18 protein-coding genes are annotated in these 16091 nt (G+C 67.4%); 8 read left to right on the plus strand and 10 right to left on the minus strand.

Translation table 11 applies throughout. The annotated features are described in order from the left end of the window. Nucleotides 1-86: 86 nt before the first annotated feature. A complete protein-coding gene (locus F7Q96_RS22710; RefSeq protein WP_082371625.1) occupies nt 87-1028 on the plus strand; it encodes a LysR substrate-binding domain-containing protein in 942 nt (313 codons plus the stop codon). On the opposite strand, the gene F7Q96_RS22715 is transcribed toward F7Q96_RS22710, so the two are convergent. The 8 genes from F7Q96_RS22715 to F7Q96_RS22750 all read right to left on the minus strand — a co-directional run bounded on the left by F7Q96_RS22715 (nt 1006) and on the right by F7Q96_RS22750 (nt 10209). Beyond that, entirely contained in the window at nt 1006-2463 is a 1458-nt protein-coding gene (locus F7Q96_RS22715) for an N-acyl-D-amino-acid deacylase family protein (protein ID WP_053823082.1), read from the minus strand. The genes F7Q96_RS22710 and F7Q96_RS22715 overlap by 23 nt on opposite strands. Before the next feature lie 11 nt (nt 2464-2474). After that, on the minus strand, nt 2475-3413 hold the full coding sequence (locus F7Q96_RS22720) for a Bug family tripartite tricarboxylate transporter substrate binding protein (protein WP_053821736.1): 939 nt from the start codon (nt 3411-3413) through the stop codon (nt 2475-2477). Nucleotides 3414-3632: 219 nt separating this feature from the next. After that, complete coding sequence (locus F7Q96_RS22725) at nt 3633-4598, minus strand: Bug family tripartite tricarboxylate transporter substrate binding protein (RefSeq protein WP_053821735.1); 966 nt, start codon at nt 4596-4598, stop codon at nt 3633-3635. A 177-nt stretch (nt 4599-4775) separates the two neighbouring features. Beyond that, nucleotides 4776-6272, minus strand: coding sequence for an FAD/NAD(P)-dependent oxidoreductase (locus F7Q96_RS22730; RefSeq protein ID WP_211923519.1), 1497 nt, complete (start codon nt 6270-6272; stop codon nt 4776-4778). Beyond that, nucleotides 6269-6577, minus strand: coding sequence for a (2Fe-2S)-binding protein (locus tag F7Q96_RS27065; protein WP_053821733.1), 309 nt, complete (start codon nt 6575-6577; stop codon nt 6269-6271). The genes F7Q96_RS22730 and F7Q96_RS27065 overlap by 4 nt, the downstream gene beginning before the upstream one ends. Next, complete coding sequence (locus F7Q96_RS22740; RefSeq protein ID WP_053821732.1) at nt 6561-7703, minus strand: NAD(P)/FAD-dependent oxidoreductase; 1143 nt, start codon at nt 7701-7703, stop codon at nt 6561-6563. Before F7Q96_RS22740 ends, F7Q96_RS27065 begins: the two co-directional genes overlap by 17 nt. 172 nt (nt 7704-7875) lie before the next feature. Next, nucleotides 7876-8799, minus strand: coding sequence for a LysR substrate-binding domain-containing protein (locus tag F7Q96_RS22745; protein ID WP_053821731.1), 924 nt, complete (start codon nt 8797-8799; stop codon nt 7876-7878). Nucleotides 8800-8991: 192 nt separating this feature from the next. Further along, nucleotides 8992-10209 carry a chromate transporter gene (locus tag F7Q96_RS22750; RefSeq protein ID WP_082371453.1) on the minus strand — a complete coding sequence of 406 codons (1218 nt, stop codon included), beginning with the start codon at nt 10207-10209 and terminating at the stop codon, nt 8992-8994. Nucleotides 10210-10556: 347 nt separating this feature from the next. Here F7Q96_RS22750 and trpS point away from each other — a divergent pair, with 347 nt between their 5' ends. Both trpS and F7Q96_RS22760 read left to right on the plus strand, forming a co-directional pair. Next, nucleotides 10557-11573, plus strand: a complete 1017-nt coding sequence (gene trpS, locus F7Q96_RS22755) for a tryptophan--tRNA ligase (protein WP_053821730.1) — start codon at nt 10557-10559, stop codon at nt 11571-11573. Between the two features lie 233 nt (nt 11574-11806). Continuing rightward, nucleotides 11807-12055, plus strand: a complete 249-nt coding sequence (locus F7Q96_RS22760) for a hypothetical protein (RefSeq protein ID WP_053821729.1) — start codon at nt 11807-11809, stop codon at nt 12053-12055. Nucleotides 12056-12063: 8 nt separating this feature from the next. Here the strand turns inward: F7Q96_RS22760 and F7Q96_RS22765 are convergent, their stop codons facing one another. Together F7Q96_RS22765 and F7Q96_RS26900 are read right to left on the minus strand one after the other, a co-directional pair. After that, on the minus strand, nt 12064-12495 hold the full coding sequence (locus tag F7Q96_RS22765; RefSeq protein ID WP_226994864.1) for a hypothetical protein: 432 nt from the start codon (nt 12493-12495) through the stop codon (nt 12064-12066). Next, the gene (locus F7Q96_RS26900; RefSeq protein ID WP_158507257.1) at nt 12455-12625 is read right to left on the minus strand and encodes a hypothetical protein; all 171 of its coding nucleotides are present in this window, start codon (nt 12623-12625) and stop codon (nt 12455-12457) included. Before F7Q96_RS26900 ends, F7Q96_RS22765 begins: the two co-directional genes overlap by 41 nt. A gap of 125 nt (nt 12626-12750) precedes the next feature. Between F7Q96_RS26900 and F7Q96_RS22770 the strand changes: the two genes are divergently transcribed. The 5 genes from F7Q96_RS22770 (at nt 12751) to arsH (ending at nt 16086) form a co-directional block, all read left to right on the plus strand. After that, nucleotides 12751-13338: a hemerythrin domain-containing protein gene (locus F7Q96_RS22770; RefSeq protein ID WP_226994863.1), complete on the plus strand. Its 588-nt coding sequence runs from the start codon at nt 12751-12753 to the stop codon at nt 13336-13338. 104 nt (nt 13339-13442) lie between these two features. Next, nucleotides 13443-13799 (plus strand): ArsR/SmtB family transcription factor, encoded by a 357-nt coding sequence (locus F7Q96_RS22775; RefSeq protein ID WP_053821726.1) that lies wholly within the window; start codon nt 13443-13445, stop codon nt 13797-13799. After that, nucleotides 13796-14872, plus strand: a complete 1077-nt coding sequence (gene arsB / locus F7Q96_RS22780) for an ACR3 family arsenite efflux transporter (protein WP_053821725.1) — start codon at nt 13796-13798, stop codon at nt 14870-14872. Before F7Q96_RS22775 ends, arsB begins: the two co-directional genes overlap by 4 nt. Before the next feature lie 24 nt (nt 14873-14896). Then, nucleotides 14897-15325: an arsenate reductase (glutaredoxin) gene (gene arsC, locus F7Q96_RS22785; protein WP_053821724.1), complete on the plus strand. Its 429-nt coding sequence runs from the start codon at nt 14897-14899 to the stop codon at nt 15323-15325. After that, nucleotides 15322-16086, plus strand: coding sequence for an arsenical resistance protein ArsH (arsH, locus tag F7Q96_RS22790; RefSeq protein ID WP_053821723.1), 765 nt, complete (start codon nt 15322-15324; stop codon nt 16084-16086). Before arsC ends, arsH begins: the two co-directional genes overlap by 4 nt. The last annotated feature ends 5 nt before the right edge of the window (nt 16087-16091 follow it).

Here is a 16091-nt window from a genome sequence, read left to right on the forward strand (position 1 = left end):
CTTCACGGAATACATGAACGACAATGGCGCAGCCCCGGCTTGCCGCCATGGCACCGAAAGCCGCCGCCCGCCCCGAGGATGTCGCGATGAAAAGCACCACCAGCCGCAATCTGCCCGCCCTTGCCAATCTGGTCGCCCTGGAAGCCACTGTGCGCAAGGGAAGCGTGACCGAGGCCGCCGACGAGCTGTGCCTGACGCAGAGCGCGGTCAGCAAGCAGCTGACGGAGCTGGAGAACTTCCTTGGCGTGCGGCTGCTCGACCGGCGCAAGGGTGGCGTCGTCGCGACCGCGACCGGCGCCGAATACCTGAAGCGCGTCACGCAGGTACTGAATCTGCTCGAGGAAGCCACGCTGGAAGTGCTCACCGGCCGCGGGTCCGGCGGGCGGCTCGATCTGTCGGTGCCGGTCTCGCTGGGCAACATCTGGCTGCTGCCGCGCATGCTGCAGTTTGCCAAGCAGCATCCGCAGATCCAGCTGAACATCACGACCAAGGTCGGGCCCGTCGACCTGCCCCACAGCGGTCTGGACGCCGCCATCATGTACTGCGGCGGGCCGCCGCCCGGCCATTTCGGCGTCGAAGTCATGCCGCTGGAGCTGTTCCCGGTGTGCGCGCCTGAGCGGCGGCCACGAGGTGGCTCGCTGGCGCAGGCGCTGCGGCAGCTGCCCCTGCTCCATCAACATACCGCGCTGGACGCGTGGCCGGCGTATCTCGCACAGATCGGCGCCAAGGTGGCCAGGCCGGGAGACGGTCCGCGCTATGGCCTGCTGACCATGGGCCTGCAGGCCGCGGTCAGCGGCATGGGCATCGCGCTGCTGCCGGAATTCGTCGCGGGCGACGACCTGCGGGCCGGCCGCCTGATCCGGCTGTCGGACACCAGCTATCTGTCGCCGAAGTCGTACTACTTCGTCTGCCTCGACGAGAAGCGCGCCAACCCTACCCTCGTCACCTTTCTCGACTGGCTGCTGCAGACGGCCAAGGCTGACGCGCACCGCCCCCGGCATCGGCTCACGCCGGCGCGCCCGACCTGACCAGGGTCGACGTCACGAAGCGTCCGGGCCGGTTGGCGGTAGGCACGCCATCGCGCAGCGTCGCCTGCCCCGCAACGAACACGTCCCGGATGCCGACCGACGGCTGCGTTGGCGCATCGAAGGTCGCGCAATCGCGGATCGTCGCCGGGTCGAACACCGCAATGTCGGCCACCTTGCCGACCGCAAGGTGGCCGCGCCCCTCCAGCCCGAAGCGCTGTGCGGGCAGACCGGTCATCTTGTGAACCGCGCGCTCGAGCGGAAACAGGCCGAGATCCCGCGAGTACAGTCCAAGCACGCGCGGGAAGGTGCCCCACAGCCGGGGATGCGGCGTTTCGTCGGACGGAATGCCGTCCGAGCCGATCATCGTGTCCGGGTAGCTTAGGATGTCCCGCACATCGCCCTCGTCCATGATGAAGTACACCGCGCCGCCCGGCAGCAAGGCCTCGGCCACCTCGCGCCGCGAGCGCCGCCATTGCTGGGCCAGATCCTCCAGATAGCGGCCGGCGGCTTCCGGATGCGAGGCCGACCAGGTGATCAGGATGCGGTCGCACTGGTCGACCCGTTCCGGACGCAGCATGGTCGACGAGGCCGCGTACGGATAGCAGTCCAGGCAAAGCGGCATCGTGCTCGCCAGTTCCCGCACCTGCGCCAGCGTCTCGCGGCTGCGGCCGTGATTGCGCTTGCCGACCAGCTTGTGGTGCGAAATCACGGTCGGCACATCGAGCGCCCGGCCCAGACGGGCAGTCTCGTCGATCGCCTCGGCAACCTTGTCGCTTTCGTCGCGCATATGCGAGACCAGCACGCCGCCCAGCCGCCGCATCGGCTCGCACATCCGCAGGATCTCCTGTTCGGGTGCCGCTGCCGACGGCGGATAGAAGGTGCCGGTGGAAACGCCGATCGCCCCCTCCAGCAGGGCCTGCTCGACGTCGCGCCGCATGTGTTCGATCTCCCCGTCGGTCGCAGCACGTCCCAGCTCGGCGACGCGGCGCGCGCGCAGCGTCGATTGGCCCACAAGCACCGAGACGTTGACGGCGGCCGGCCGGGCGGCGAACGCCTCGCGGTAGGCCCGCACCGATTCGAATACGAAGCCGCCGCGCATGATGTCGAGCGGCGCCGGCGGGATGCTGTCGGTGACCAGCGGAAAGAGGCTGATGCCGCAGTTGCCTGCAATGATCGTGGTGACGCCCTGGGTCACCTTGGGCAGCATCTGCGGGGACTCGAACACCATCCAGTCGTCGTGCGTATGGGTGTCGATGAATCCCGGCGCGACCACCATGCCGGTGGCATCGACGACCTCGTCGGCGGTGGCGTCGAGGCCGGCACCGATGGCGGCAACGATGCCGTCGCGCACTGCCACGTCGGCCGAGCGCCGCGGCGCGCCGCTGCCGTCGATCAGGTCGCCGTTGCGGATGATCAGATCGAAATGAGATGACATGCCGTGCACCTTCAATCGACCTTGGCGCCGCTCTTGCGCACCAGCTCGCCGAACTTCACGGTCTCCGATGTCACCAGCGCCTGGAAGTCGCGCGGCGATCCGCCCAGCGGCTCGAACGAGAGCCGGTCCAGCTGCGCACGGAAACCGGGATCTCGAATCACCGCATTGACCTCGCGATTGAGCCGGTCCACCACCTCGGCCGGCATGCCGGGCGCGCCGACCAGCCCCGCCCATGCGGTCAATTCGTAGCCCTTGATGCCGGCTTCGTCCATCGTCGGCACCTGCGGGAAATGCGGCGAGCGCCTGGTCGATGTCACGGCGAGCGCGCGCACCTTGTTGCTGCTTACATAGGGCCCGATCGAAGGCACGTTGTCGAACATCAGATGCACGTTGTTGCCGACCAGGTCCTGCAGCGCCGGGGTGCTGCCCTTGTATGGCACGTGCTCGATATCGAGATGGGCCAGCGTCTTGAACAACTCGCCGCCCAGATGGCTGGTCGTGCCGTTGCCGGCGGAACCCATCGACAGCTTGCCGGGATTGGCTTTCGCATAGGCAATCAGCTCGCGCACCGACTTCACCGGCAGTGCGTTGTTGACGGCCAGGATATTGAATGTCGTCACGAGCCCGACGATGGGCACCAGCTTGTCCGGATCGTACGGCAGCTTGCTATAGAGGAACCGGTTGGTCGCCAGCGTGGCGTTGTTGCCGTAGGCGATGGTGTAGCCGTCGGCGGGCGCCTGCAGCAGGGCCTGCATGCCGATATTGCCGCCGGCACCGGGCCGGTTTTCGACGACGATGGCCTGGCCCAGCCGCTTGGACAGCGCATCGCCGAACAGGCGGGCAACGATGTCGGGGGCACCGCCGGCCGCGGTCGGTACGATCAGCTTGATCGGCTTCTCGGGCCACGCCGCCTGTGCCGACGGCATCGACATGCCGAGTGCGGCCGCCATCAAGATCCATGCGCATGCAATTTTCACGGTGCTCCTCCACGATCGCTGCGTTCGATGATGCAGCGAGTATGGAGTAGCGCGCGGCGCCCCGCGTGAAGTTTTGTCGGCGATGTATTCCACCACGGAATACATCGGCAGGCGCCGCCGGACCGGTACCAGACCGGCGGTGCGCCCGGCCTCGCGCCGGCGAGATCCGCCGGCCGGCGGACCTCAGCCCGTTCAGTCCAGCTTGATGCCGACGGTCTTCACGACCTTGGCCCATTTCTGCGTGTCGCGGTTGACCAGCTGCGTGAACTCGACCGGACCGAGGGCGCTCGGCTCCATGCCCTGCTTGGCGATCGCGTCGCGGATGGACGGCTGGGCGATCACCGCGGCGATTTCCTGTGCAAGGCGGTTGACCGTCGGCATCGGCGTGCCGCCGGTGGTGAACACGCCGTACCACGACACGACCTCATAGCCCGGCACGCCGGACTCGGCGATCGTCGGTACGTTCGGCATCGTGTCGACGCGCTTGGTGCTGGTGACCGCCAGAATGCGGACCTTGCCGGAATCCGCGCCGGCCTTCGCCGACGGCAGGCTGGCGAACGTCATCTGGGCCTGGCCGGCCATCACGTCCTGCATTGCCGGTGCGTCGCCGCGGTAAGGAATATGCGTGATCGAGACGCCCGCCATGCTCTTGAACAGCTCGGCCGACAGGTGCGAGATGGTGCCGTTGCCCGGCGACGTCACGTTCAGCTTGCCGGGATTGGCCTTGGCATAGGCCACCAGCTCCTGCACGGTCTTGACCGGCAGATCGTTGTTGACGACCAGCGCGTTGGCGGACTTGGCGACCAGCGAAACTGGCTGCACGCCCTTGACCGGATCGTAAGGCAGCTTGCTGTAGATCGACGGCGCAATCGCCTGCCCGCCGACCGAACCGAGCAGCAGCACCGAGCCATCGGGCTTGCCGCGCGTCATCTCGGCGGTCGCGATCGTGCTGCCGCCACCGGGCTTGTTTTCGACCACGACGGTGGTCTTGGTATTCAACTGAAACTGCGTCGAAACCAGGCGGGCAATCACATCGTTGCCGCCGCCGGGTGCAAAGCCGACCAGCATCCGGATGGGGCCCGCGGGCAAGTCCTGCGCGATGCCATGGGTGGCGGCCAGTGCGAGGGCGAGAGCCGGGACAATCTTGGAAAACGCCATGGTTGAACCTCGATAGGTAGTGTTGGGGAGTGCTCTCAGGTTTCGTCGCTGTGCTGGTGCAATCGGCAAGACTCGGCATTCCCTCGGGGCGATCCGGCCTTGCTCGCTTATTGTGGTGTTGCTGTGTTCAGGCCGGCCCGCGGCGCGGGCCGGTGGTCTGCATCGCCGTGTCGCGCTTCACTTCTTGAAGCGCACCACGGCCTCGCGCGATGCCTGCGTCTGCGGCAGCGTCGCGATCTCGCCGAGCGTCACCGGCTTGGTCGGAAAACGCAGCCGGTAGTAGCCCACGTCGCGCGGATGGCGCTGCTGCTCGTCGGCGATCAGCTCGGTGACGGTCAGCCCGCAGAAGCGCCCCTGGCAAGGACCCATGCCGCAGCGCAGGAATGCCTTCAGCTGGTTGGGACCCTGGCAGCCGATGCGCGCGGCGTGGCGCACCTGTTCCGCGGTCGCTTCCTCGCAGCGACAGACGATCGTGTCGCCGACCGGGCGCCGGAACTGGGCGAGCGGGCGGTACAGGATTTCGAAGAACTCGCGCCCGCGCGTCGCCCTGGCAAGCGCCGCAAGATGCGTCGCGGCCTCCCTGTCGCGCGTGGCGATGCCGATCCGGCCGAGGTCCGCGGCGGCATGCAGCGCCGCGATCCGGCCGCGATGCTCCGCGGCCACCGCCCCCGCGATGCCGGCGCCATCGCCGGCAATGGTCAGGTGCGGCACCGAGGTCGCGCCCCAGGCGTCCACCACGGGTTCCCAGCAGTCCTGCCGCTCGTTCCATGCATGCTCCGCACCGGCCGCGCGCGACAGGTTGGTATTGGGCACGACGCCCTGGTGCAGCAGCACCTGGTCGACCGCGATCGTGCGGTCCTGCCCACCGGCCTGATAGCGCAATTGAGCGACCTTGCCGTCGGCGCCGGCCAGCGCTTCAAGCGCCGTCACGCCGCTGACGATCGGCACGGCCTTGCGGACCGCGCGCAGCAGCTTCAGCCCCTTGCCGAGATAAGGCGAACGCAGGAAGCCCCAGGCATGCGGCAGCGCCTTGCGCCATTGGCCGGCGTCCGTGGTTTCGAGAATGGCTTCGAGCTTGACGCCCGCATTCAGGTACTGCCACGCCAGCAGATAGAGCAGCGGACCGCCGCCGGCCAGCACCGTGCGCCCCTCCGGGACGACGCCGGACGTCTTCAGCAGGATCTGCGCCGCGCCGGCGGTGATGACGCCCGGCAATGTCCAGCCGGGAATCGGGAACGGCCGTTCCTGCGCGCCGATCGCCAGCACGATATGGCGGCAATGCAGCAGCCCGGCCTGCGGATCCTGGCCGGGCCGCGCGACCGAATAGGCGACCTCGAAGCCCGCGCGACGGTTCTCGCCCTGCCCTTCGGCGCCAGCAGCGGCTTGCCCTTCGCGGGCATTGATCGACCACACGGTGGCGCCGGACAGATGCCGCGCCCCGCTTCTGGCGAACGGCTCGAGCAGGCTCTCGCCGTGCCAGTAGTCCTCGCCGAGGATCGCCCGATTGCGCACCGGCGTATTGCCGATGGCGCGATAGATCTGTCCGCCTGGCGCCGGCTGCTCGTCGATCAGCACCGTCGACAGACCGAGCCCGGCGGCACGGGTCGCGGCAGCCAGGCCGGCGGGGCCTGCGCCCACCACGAGCAGGTCGCAGGTCAAGATGTCCACGGTCATGCGGCCACCTCGCGCGCGCCAAGCTGGCGCTCCACCGTCATGCCCTCGCGCACCGGGGTCATGCAGGCCTGCTGGTTGGGCCGGCCGTCGATGCGCACGAGGCAGTCGTAGCAGACGCCCATCATGCAGAACGGTCCGCGCGCGGCGCCGGACACCGCGGTATCCCGGCACGCGAGCACGCCGGCGGCAAACAGCGCCGCGGCGACGCTGTCGCCCTCCCGGCATTCCAGCGAGGCACCATCGACCGTGACCCGCACCTTGCGGTCCGCCTCTTGCAAGACGGCCGCGTCAATTCTTCGGAACATGAAACCTCCGGGTCGAGAAAGTGGCCAGCTCGGGCGGCAGTTCGCCGGCGGCGATCATCGGGGCCAGATGCAGCGCGTGCGTTGCCGCCAGCGTCACGCCGCTGTGGCAGGTCACGACGAACGCGCCAGGATGCGTGCCCGATTGCTCGTAGACCGGGAAGCCGTCCTTGGCGCGCACGCGCAGCGCGGACCAGGCGCGCACCGCGCGCACGTCGCGCAGCGCGGGCAGCGTGCGCACGGCACGGTCGGCCAGCGTGGCCAGCACGGGCAGCGTGGTGACGTGGTCGTTGTAGCCGGCGTCTTCCTGCGAGTCGCCGACCAGCCAGCTGCCCTCGTCGTTCTGGCGCAGCGTGACCATCGGCGTATCGAGCAGCCGGCGCGTGCGCTCGAGGACCAGGATCTGGCCGCGTTGCGGGGCCATCGGCAGATCGATGCCGACCATGCGGCCCAGATCGCCATTGCGCAGCCCGCCGGCCAGCACGACCTTGCGCGCACGCACGACCCCGTTGGCGGTGGTCAGCACGAATTCGCCGCCGGCCTGCTGTACGATGCCGGTCACGCCGTGGTGCGGCAGGTATTGCACCCCGCTGGTGCTGAAGGCGGTATGGAACGCGCGCAGCAGCTTCAGCGGATTGACGATGCCGTCGTGCGGGGTCCAGATCGCGCCGGTCACATCCGGTCCGAGGCCCGGCACCAGCGACGCGGCCTGATGGTGGTCCAGCAGGTTCCACTCATAGGGCTCGACGTCCGGCTGCGACATCAGCGTGTTGACCCACGCCAGCCGCGCCTCGATCTCGTAGTCACCCATCAGCGGCGTCAGGCCGCCCTTCTGCTCGAGCGCGACGTCGATGCCGGTCTCCTGCAGCAGGTCCGCGGCCAGCGTCGGCCACAGCCGCGTGGACTTGAGTGTCCAGCGGCTGTAGGCGCCCATGCCATAGCCCTTGCTCTGCAGCCAGACCAGGCCAAAATTGCCGCGGGACGCCCGCAGCGCAATATCGCCCTCGTCGAGCACGGCGATCGAACCGGCATGCTGGCGCAGCCCATAGGCCAACGCCGAGCCGACCAGGCCGCCGCCAACCACGGCGACGTCGAACAACGGATATCGGGAAGGTGAGGCTGCCGGCATCAGGCGCGCCTCCGCAGCGAACGATGCGGGCCTTGGGCCCTGGTGAATCTCATGTGGGTCTCGCAGGAATCGTGATGCCACCGGTCGGATCGCCTGTCCGGATTCGACCAGGCCGGTGTGTCGGTTCGAGCGAGTATGCGGCGCGCGCACCGCAGCGGCAAATACGAGTCCGTCAGGCTCCCATGCAATAACCTGATAGGCCCGGCGGCAGCGATGCCATTTCGGCGTCGATCACCTCGATCATCCGCTCGGTGAACCGGTCCACCAGCACGTTGACGGGCCGATTACGGGCGAGCAGCAGATAGCTGACGAACGGAATCTGCGGCTGAAACGGCCGAGCCACCACTTCGCCGGCATGCTCGCGCGCGACCAGCGGGTTGACGATGCCCACGCCGAGCCCGAGACCCACCAGCTTGCAGATGGTGGCGCCGTAGGGCGTCTCGAAATGCATCACGCGCTGGTCATCGCCGGCAAAGGCGGCGTCGACGGCGGCGCGCAGGCCATCGCCGTGGCTCATCGAGATGAACGATTCGCCGGCCAGGTCCGCGGGCGTGATGACTTCCCGTTCGGCGAGCCGGTGGCCGGGCGGCACCACGCAGCATCCGGCGAGCTGCGCGATGGGCTGGGACTCGGTCACGGCGGCCGGCGGCAGGAAGGACACCAGTCCCAGGTCGCAGTAGCGGCTGCCGACGCGGTCGGCGACCAGCTGCGTGCTGCCGGTCTCCATCGCGACGTTGACGTCGGGAAATTCGGCATGAAAACGCTGCAGCACCAGCGGCAGCACCGTCATCGCCAGCGATGGCACCGCGGCAATGCGCAGCCGGCCCTTGCCGAACTGGCGAATATTGCGGGCGGCGTCCTTCAACGCCTCGAGGCCGACGAACGCGCGCTCCACCTCGCGCAGGAACGCCAATCCCTCCTCGGTCGGCGTCAGCCGGCCGGCATTGCGCGCGAACAGCGTCAGCCCGGTGGAGTGCTCGAGCTGCGCAATCATCCGGCTGATATTGGGCTGGGAGGTATAGAGTTCGGCCGCTGCCGCGGTCATCGAGCCGGAGCGCATCACGGCCTGGAACGCACTGATTTCCTTGAACTTCATGCCAGGTACGGACTTCGATCGGGGGACGGAGAACGGAAAGACAAGCCGCGCTCGTGGCGCGCGGCCGCCCGATGGTATAACGAATCCGTATATCCGGTTCCAATAGCCCGGCCTTCCGGTATGACGCCCCGAGCCGGCCGGTTCGCTTGCGTTCCCTGTGCCGAGCGTAGCCGGCACCGACTGTCTGCCGGCTCAGTGATGCAGCAGCGGATAGGCCACCAGACCGATCACGGCGGCACCGAAGACGATCACCGGTTCGGTCAGCCTTTTGAACTTGAGCAGCAAGGCGATGGTGATCAGCGCCACCAGGGCGGTGGGCACATCGACGATCGAACGCTTGGCCAGCACGATCACCGCACCCGAAATGGCGCCGATCGCCGCCGCGGTCACGCCGTCGACGAAGGCGAGGATGCCGGGCAACTTGCCGTATTTCTTGAAGTACGGCGCCGGCACGATGGTGAACAGGTAGCACGGCAGGAAGGTGGCGACCGCGGCCACGCACGCGCCGGGCGTTCCGGCAATCAGATAGCCGATAAAGCCGACCGTGATGACGACGGGGCCCGGCGTGATCATCGCCACGGCCACCGCGTCGACGAACTGCCTCTCGTTGAGCCACTGGTGTTCGGTCACCACGCCGCCGTACAGGAACGGCACGATGGCCAGCCCCGAGCCGAACACAAAGGCGCCGGCCTTCGCAAAGAACAGCCCGATCTGCGTCAGCAGCGGCCAATCGATCGCGCTCAGCAAGCCGCCCGAGGCGGCAATCGGCGCGGCGGCTGCCGCGTTCAGCCGGTTGGGAAGCCATCGGGGCGGCGCGCGCCAGAACCACACCAGAATGCCTGCGGCCAGGAACAACCACGCCATCTCCGACTCGGTGATCACGGTCACCGCCGCCAGCACCAGGTAGACGGCCCACAGCAACCTGTCCTTGCCGACGCTCTTGCTGGTGAGCTTGTACGCACTGATGGCAATGATGCCGATCACGGCCGCGCTGACGCCGTAGAACACGGACTGCATCCACGTCAGCCCGCCGAAGCGAACGTACGCCCAGCCCAGCGCCACTACCATCAGGAACGACGGCAGCACGAAGGCGATGCCGATCAGCGTCGCGCCCACGATGCGGTAATGCACATAGCCGAGATAGATGGCCAACTGCGCGGCCAGCGGCCCTGGCGCCAGTTGTGCGAGCGCGAGGCCCTCCTTGTAGTCGGCCTCGCCAATCCATTGCCGGGATTCGACCAGATCGCGGTGCATATAGCCGGCCAGCGCCACCGGTCCTCCGAAGCCCAGCGTGCCGAGGCGCAGGAAATACAGCACCAGTTGCCGCAGGGTGTAGCCGGGCCGGCTGGCGCCCGGTGTGTCATCGGTCGATGCGGGCGGGGTCTTCGGCGGTTGCTGATGCGAGGTCATGGTTGGCGATCGGCCCCGTAGGTGGCATACCGCGAGCATATGCAGGCCGATCGATCGCGGCAACACCGTAGAAACCGCCATGGCGGCCCTCGCCGGGGCATGCGGGCGGATCGGGCCGCTCAGGCTGATCCGCCTCCCCTGCGCTATACTCGCTCCTCATGGAAACGAAGCCCAATATGAACGCCTGCACGAGGCACAGCACGCCCTCCCGGCAATATTGGTGGCGCGCCTGACCCAGGCGGCCCGTTTCCACACGCACCTCGAAAACGCGATGCCGCCAGCCTGCTGGCGGCATCTTCGTATCTGCGCACAGTGGCTGGTGGTGTCGACAACCGGAACACCATCGAATGACCACGACCTCCCGACCTGTCATCCTGACCGGCGACCGCACCACCGGTCCCCTTCATCTCGGCCACTACATCGGCTCGCTGCGCTCGCGCGTGCAGCTGCAACACGAAGCGAAGCAGTTCCTGCTGCTCGCCGATACGCAGGCGATGACCGACAACGTCGGCCGTCATCAGCAAGTCACCGAGAACGTCGTCGAGGTCGCGCTCGACTATCTCGCCGTCGGCATCGACCCGGACAAGTCCACGATCTTCATCCAGTCGCAGGTGCCCGAGCTGGCGGAACTGACGCAATACCTGCTGAACCTGGTGACGGTCTCTCGCCTCGAGCGCAATCCGACCATCAAGGAAGAGATCCGGTTGCGCGGCTTCGAGCGCGACATCCCTGCCGGCTTTCTGACCTATCCGGTGAGCCAGGCCGCCGATATCACCGCCTTCAAGGCGACCCTCGTGCCGGTCGGGGACGACCAGCAGCCGATGATCGAGCAGACCAACGAGCTGGTACGCCGCTTCAACCAGACGGTCGGACGCGACGTGCTGGTCGAATGCCGGGCCGTGCTGTCGCAGGTGCCGCGGCTGCCCGGCATCGACGGCAAGGCGAAGATGAGCAAGTCGCTCGGCAACGCCATCACGCTCGGTGCCACGCCTGACGAGATTTCGAAGGCGGTCCACGCGATGTACACCGACCCGAATCATCTGCGGGTCAGCGATCCGGGCCAGGTCGAGGGCAACGTCGTCTTCATGTTCCTCGATGCGTTCGATCCGGATACCGCTGCGATCGACGAGATGAAGGCCCACTATCGCCGTGGCGGCCTTGGCGACAGCGTCGTCAAGCGCCGGCTCGACGAGCGCCTGCAGGCGCTGATCGCGCCGATCCGCGAGCGGCGCCGCGAGTTCGAGCGCGACCGCGCCGGCGTGCTGGAGATCCTGCGGCAAGGCACGATGCGTGCGCGGGAAACCGCCGGGGCGACGCTCGCCGAGGTCAAGGGGGCGCTGGGCTTGAATTACTTTGGCGCCTGAATCGCCGGGCTCTGAGGCAGGGTCGCTCAGGTCTGCGGACCGGACTGCCGGACGCGCCGCACCGTGCAGGATCGTCCTGCGAGCGCTCTCCGGCCACGCGGCGTGCAGAAAGTCACGCGCGCATCCGCATTTCGACGTACTCTGATCCAAAGCACCGCAGTGCCTGCAACACGTCCGTCCCCTTGCCGGAGCCCCGCGCAAAGGGCGGCCGCTCGACAACGACGGAGACAGCGATGACCAGGCAGATCAAGAACAAGGCGGAAATCCGCGCCATGATCCGGGCCGAGCAGGCCAAATGGCCCGAGTGCAAGGAGGCGTGCTTCGGCGATATCTGCGTGCAGGCGCCCGACGCCACGGGCTGCAACTGGGGGCTCTCGAAGATGGAAGGCGAGCATGCCGAGGCATGCATGGCAAGGATCCAGCCTTTCATCGAATCGATGAAGGCTCAGTTCAGTGTTCCCGAGGAAGAGAAACGGGGCTGACCGGGAGGTCAATGCGGCAAATCCTCGACGGAAAGCAGCCGCACCGCTGTCTCCTCGTCGAGATCGAGCCGGTACTTTGTCGCCAGGTAGCGCGCCAGATTGGCAATGCGGGACGGCGTCCTTCCCGCGGCCTGCAACTGCGCCCGGTAGGCCTCGACCTCGCAGGCCTGGCGATAGGCCTTCGACAGCAGATATCGCGGCCCGTGCGTGAACGGCCGGCGCCAGAACTGGCGCACATGAACCAGCTCATGCGCGATCAGCCCGGCCGACACGCCGGGGCGAAGCAGCACGATCGGGCCGAGACTGATGCCGTCGAAATGCCGGGGGACAAGCCAGCGGCTTTCAACCAGCAGGCACCTGGGGTCGCGCAACGCCTTCATCGGGACGATCTGCCTTGCATCAGCCTTGCGGGCCCGCCCCCGAATCGCGATCCAGCGCATCGCGGATCAGGGCGCGCCCCTTCGGCGGCGCTGCGAGGTACGCCAGGTACATGGAAGCAGCCAGCGCGAGCCCGGCCACGGCAAAGGCAATGAACGTCGTGCCGGCGATGCCGAGTTTTCCATCGGACATATTGATCTCCAGTGAGTGAGCCAAAGCGGTCGTACAGCAGGGTAATCCATTGACGCCAAGCAAGCCTTGCGCCACCACTGGAATGCAGCGGCTGCCGTTGTACAGGCCGACGCGGGCGGTAAAGATTGCCCGCCCGCCGCAAAAACGGCGCTCGATTGTCGCCTGCGCCGGTGCCTCGCAGACAGCGCGATAATAGCCCCGCCATGCTGCCGAACACGCCCACCATTCCCTCCTTCGAATCCCCGATCGAATTGCTGACCGCCTGCCACGACAAGGCCCGCCGTTTTGCATCGCTGTGCGGCCGCCTTGCCGAACACACCGCCCGGCATGGTGCGGACGACCAGGCACGCACCGCGGCAGCCGGCATCGTGCGGTACTTCACGATTGCCGCGCCCTTGCATCACGCCGATGAAGAAACGGATCTGTTCCCTGCCCTGCGCGCGCTCGGCGACGACGCGCTGACGGCCGCGATGCGGGCGCTGGAGGACGACCACGACGCGCTGGACGCGTTGTGGCATCAGGCCCGGCCGTGGCTGGAGGCAGTGCAGCAGGGTTCGGCCGGCGCCGCGCCGGACGCCCTCGCGGAGTTCGCCGCGCGCTATCTGCGGCACGTCGAGCGAGAAGAGCGCGAGGTCTTTCCCTTTGCGACCCGCCTGCCCGAGCCGACGTTGCGGGCCATCGGCCAACGGATGGCGCAGCGCCGCGGCGCCTGAGGTGGCGTGGCGCCGCCGCCCTCGACCGGGACAGGAACGGGTGGTGCGCACGTCGTCCGAGCGCCTTGCTTGCATGGTTTCCATGTTTCGAATATATTCGAAACATGGAAACCAATACCGCCCTCGAGGCCCTCTCCGCCCTCGCCCATTCCGTTCGGCTGGCCGTCTTCCGCATGCTGGTCCAGGCTGGTCCGGAAGGCCTGCCTGCCGGCCGGATCGCCGAGCTGATGGAAATGCCCGCCTCGTCGCTGTCCTTTCACCTGAAGGAACTGCATCGGGCCGGCCTGCTGCGCAGCCGGCAGGACGGCCGCTCGATCATCTACATGGCCCGCTACGAGACGATGAATGCGCTGCTCGGCTACCTGACGGAGAACTGCTGCGGCGGCAATCCGTGTTCCCCGGTGTCCGGTTGTTCCACCGTATCGGTGTCGTCGCCGCGCGTCGTGGAGCCGAAGGCATGACGGCGGCGGAACGAGCGGCGGAACAGACGGCGACGATATCGCCGGCCGGCGGCATCGGCTTTTTCGAGCGCTATCTGACGATCTGGGTCGCGCTGTGCATCGTGGCCGGGGTCCTGCTCGGCCAGTGGTTTCCCGGCGTGTTCCAGGCCATCGGTGCGATGGAAGTCGCGCAGGTCAACCTGCCGGTCGGGCTGCTGATCTGGGTGATGATCATCCCGATGCTGATCAAGATCGATTTCGGCGCGATGGGTCAGGTGGCGGGCCACTGGCGCGGCATCGGCGTGACGCTGTTCGTCAACTGGCTGGTCAAGCCGTTCTCGATGGCGCTGCTCGCGTGGATCTTCGTGCGGCATCTGTTTGCGCCGTGGCTGCCGGCCGAACAGCTGGACAGCTATGTGGCCGGCCTGATCCTGCTGGCGGCGGCGCCCTGCACCGCGATGGTCTTTGTCTGGTCGCAGCTGTGCAAGGGCGATCCGTATTTCACGCTGTCGCAGGTCGCCGTCAACGACGCCATCATGGTGGTGGCGTTCGCGCCGGTGGTCGCGCTGCTGCTCGGGCTGTCGTCGATCACGGTGCCGTGGGACACGCTGATCGTCTCGGTGGTGCTGTACATCGTGATCCCGGTGCTGATCGCGCAGGCGATCCGCAAGCTGCTGCTGGCGCGCGGCGAAGCGACGTATCGGCGCGTGACCGGCGCGCTCGGCCCGTATTCGATCGCCGCGCTGCTGGCAACGCTGGTCTTGCTGTTCGGCTTCCAGGGCAATGCGATCGTCGAACAGCCGTTGATCATCCTGTTGCTGGCCGTGCCGATCCTGATCCAGGTCGTGCTCAATTCCGGCCTGGCCTATTTCCTGAACCGCAAGCTGGGCGTGGCGCATTGCGTCGCCGGCCCGTCCGCGCTGATCGGCGCCAGCAACTTCTTCGAGCTGGCCGTCGCCACGGCGATCAGCCTGTTCGGCTTCGAATCCGGGGCGGCGCTGGCCACCGTGGTCGGCGTGCTGATCGAGGTGCCGATCATGCTGCTGGTCGTCGGCGTGGTCAATCGCTCGCAACGCTGGTACGAAGCCTCCTGAGAAACGCCCCGGATAAAAAACGTCATGTCCGCTGTCACGATCTATCACAACCCCGCCTGCGGTACGTCCCGCAACACGCTGGCAATGATTCGCAATGCCGGCATCGAACCCACGGTCATCGAGTACCTGAAGACGCCGCCCACGCGCGGCGAACTCGAAGGCATGATCCGGCAGGCCGGCCTGAGCGTGCGCGAAGCCATTCGCGAAAAGGGCACACCCTATGCCGAGCTCGGCCTCGACGATCCGTCGCTGACCGATGACCAGTTGCTCGACGCGATGCTGGCGAACCCGATCCTGATCAATCGGCCGTTCGTGGTCACCGAACTTGGCGTTCGGCTGTGCCGGCCGTCGGAACTGGTGCTAGACATCCTGCCCTCGCCGCAGCAAGGTCCGTTTGCCAAGGAGGACGGTGAGCTGGTCATCGACGCCCAGGGCCGGAGGGTCGGCCGATGAGCGCCGACCTGCCCAACGTCGTGCCGTCGCTGCTCGACATTCCCGACCCGCGCAAGCTGGAGCCGGCGAAGACCAGCACCCACCCGCCGCGCATCCTGCTGCTGTACGGCTCGCTGCGCGCAACATCGTACAGCCGGCTGCTTACGCTGGAGGCCGAACGCATCCTCAAGCGCCTTGGCGCCGAAACGCGCGTGTTCGATCCGCACGCGCTGCCGATCGCGGACAGCGTGCCGGCGGACCACCCCAAGGTCGCCGAGCTGCGCAAGCTGTCCGAATGGTCGGAGGGCCAGGTCTGGTGCAGCCCCGAACGCCATGGCACGCTGACCGCTGTCTTCAAGAGCCAGATCGACTGGCTGCCGCTGGAGAGCGGCGGCATTCGGCCGACCCAGGGCCGCACACTGGCGGTGATGCAGGTCTGCGGCGGCTCGCAGTCCTTCAACGCCGTCAATGCGCTGCGCGTGCTGGGCCGCTGGATGCGGATGGTCACGATTCCGAACCAGTCGTCGGTACCGAAGGCGTATCAGGAATTCGATGCGAGCGGCCGCATGAAGCCGTCGTCGTATTACGACCGCGTGGTCGACGTCATGGAAGAACTGATCAAGTTCACCTTGCTGACGCGCGACCGCTCCGACTATCTGACCGACCGCTACAGCGAGCGCAAGGAGGCCGCGCCGGCGGTCGCCACGACACTGACCGCCGCGGCGATGCGCCACGAGCAGGACGCCAAGGTCGGCGACACCGACGACGGCGAGGTGGAATAAGGCAG

The organism is Cupriavidus gilardii, from assembly GCF_008801915.1.
In the GTDB taxonomy this organism is placed as follows: domain Bacteria; phylum Pseudomonadota; class Gammaproteobacteria; order Burkholderiales; family Burkholderiaceae; genus Cupriavidus; species Cupriavidus gilardii.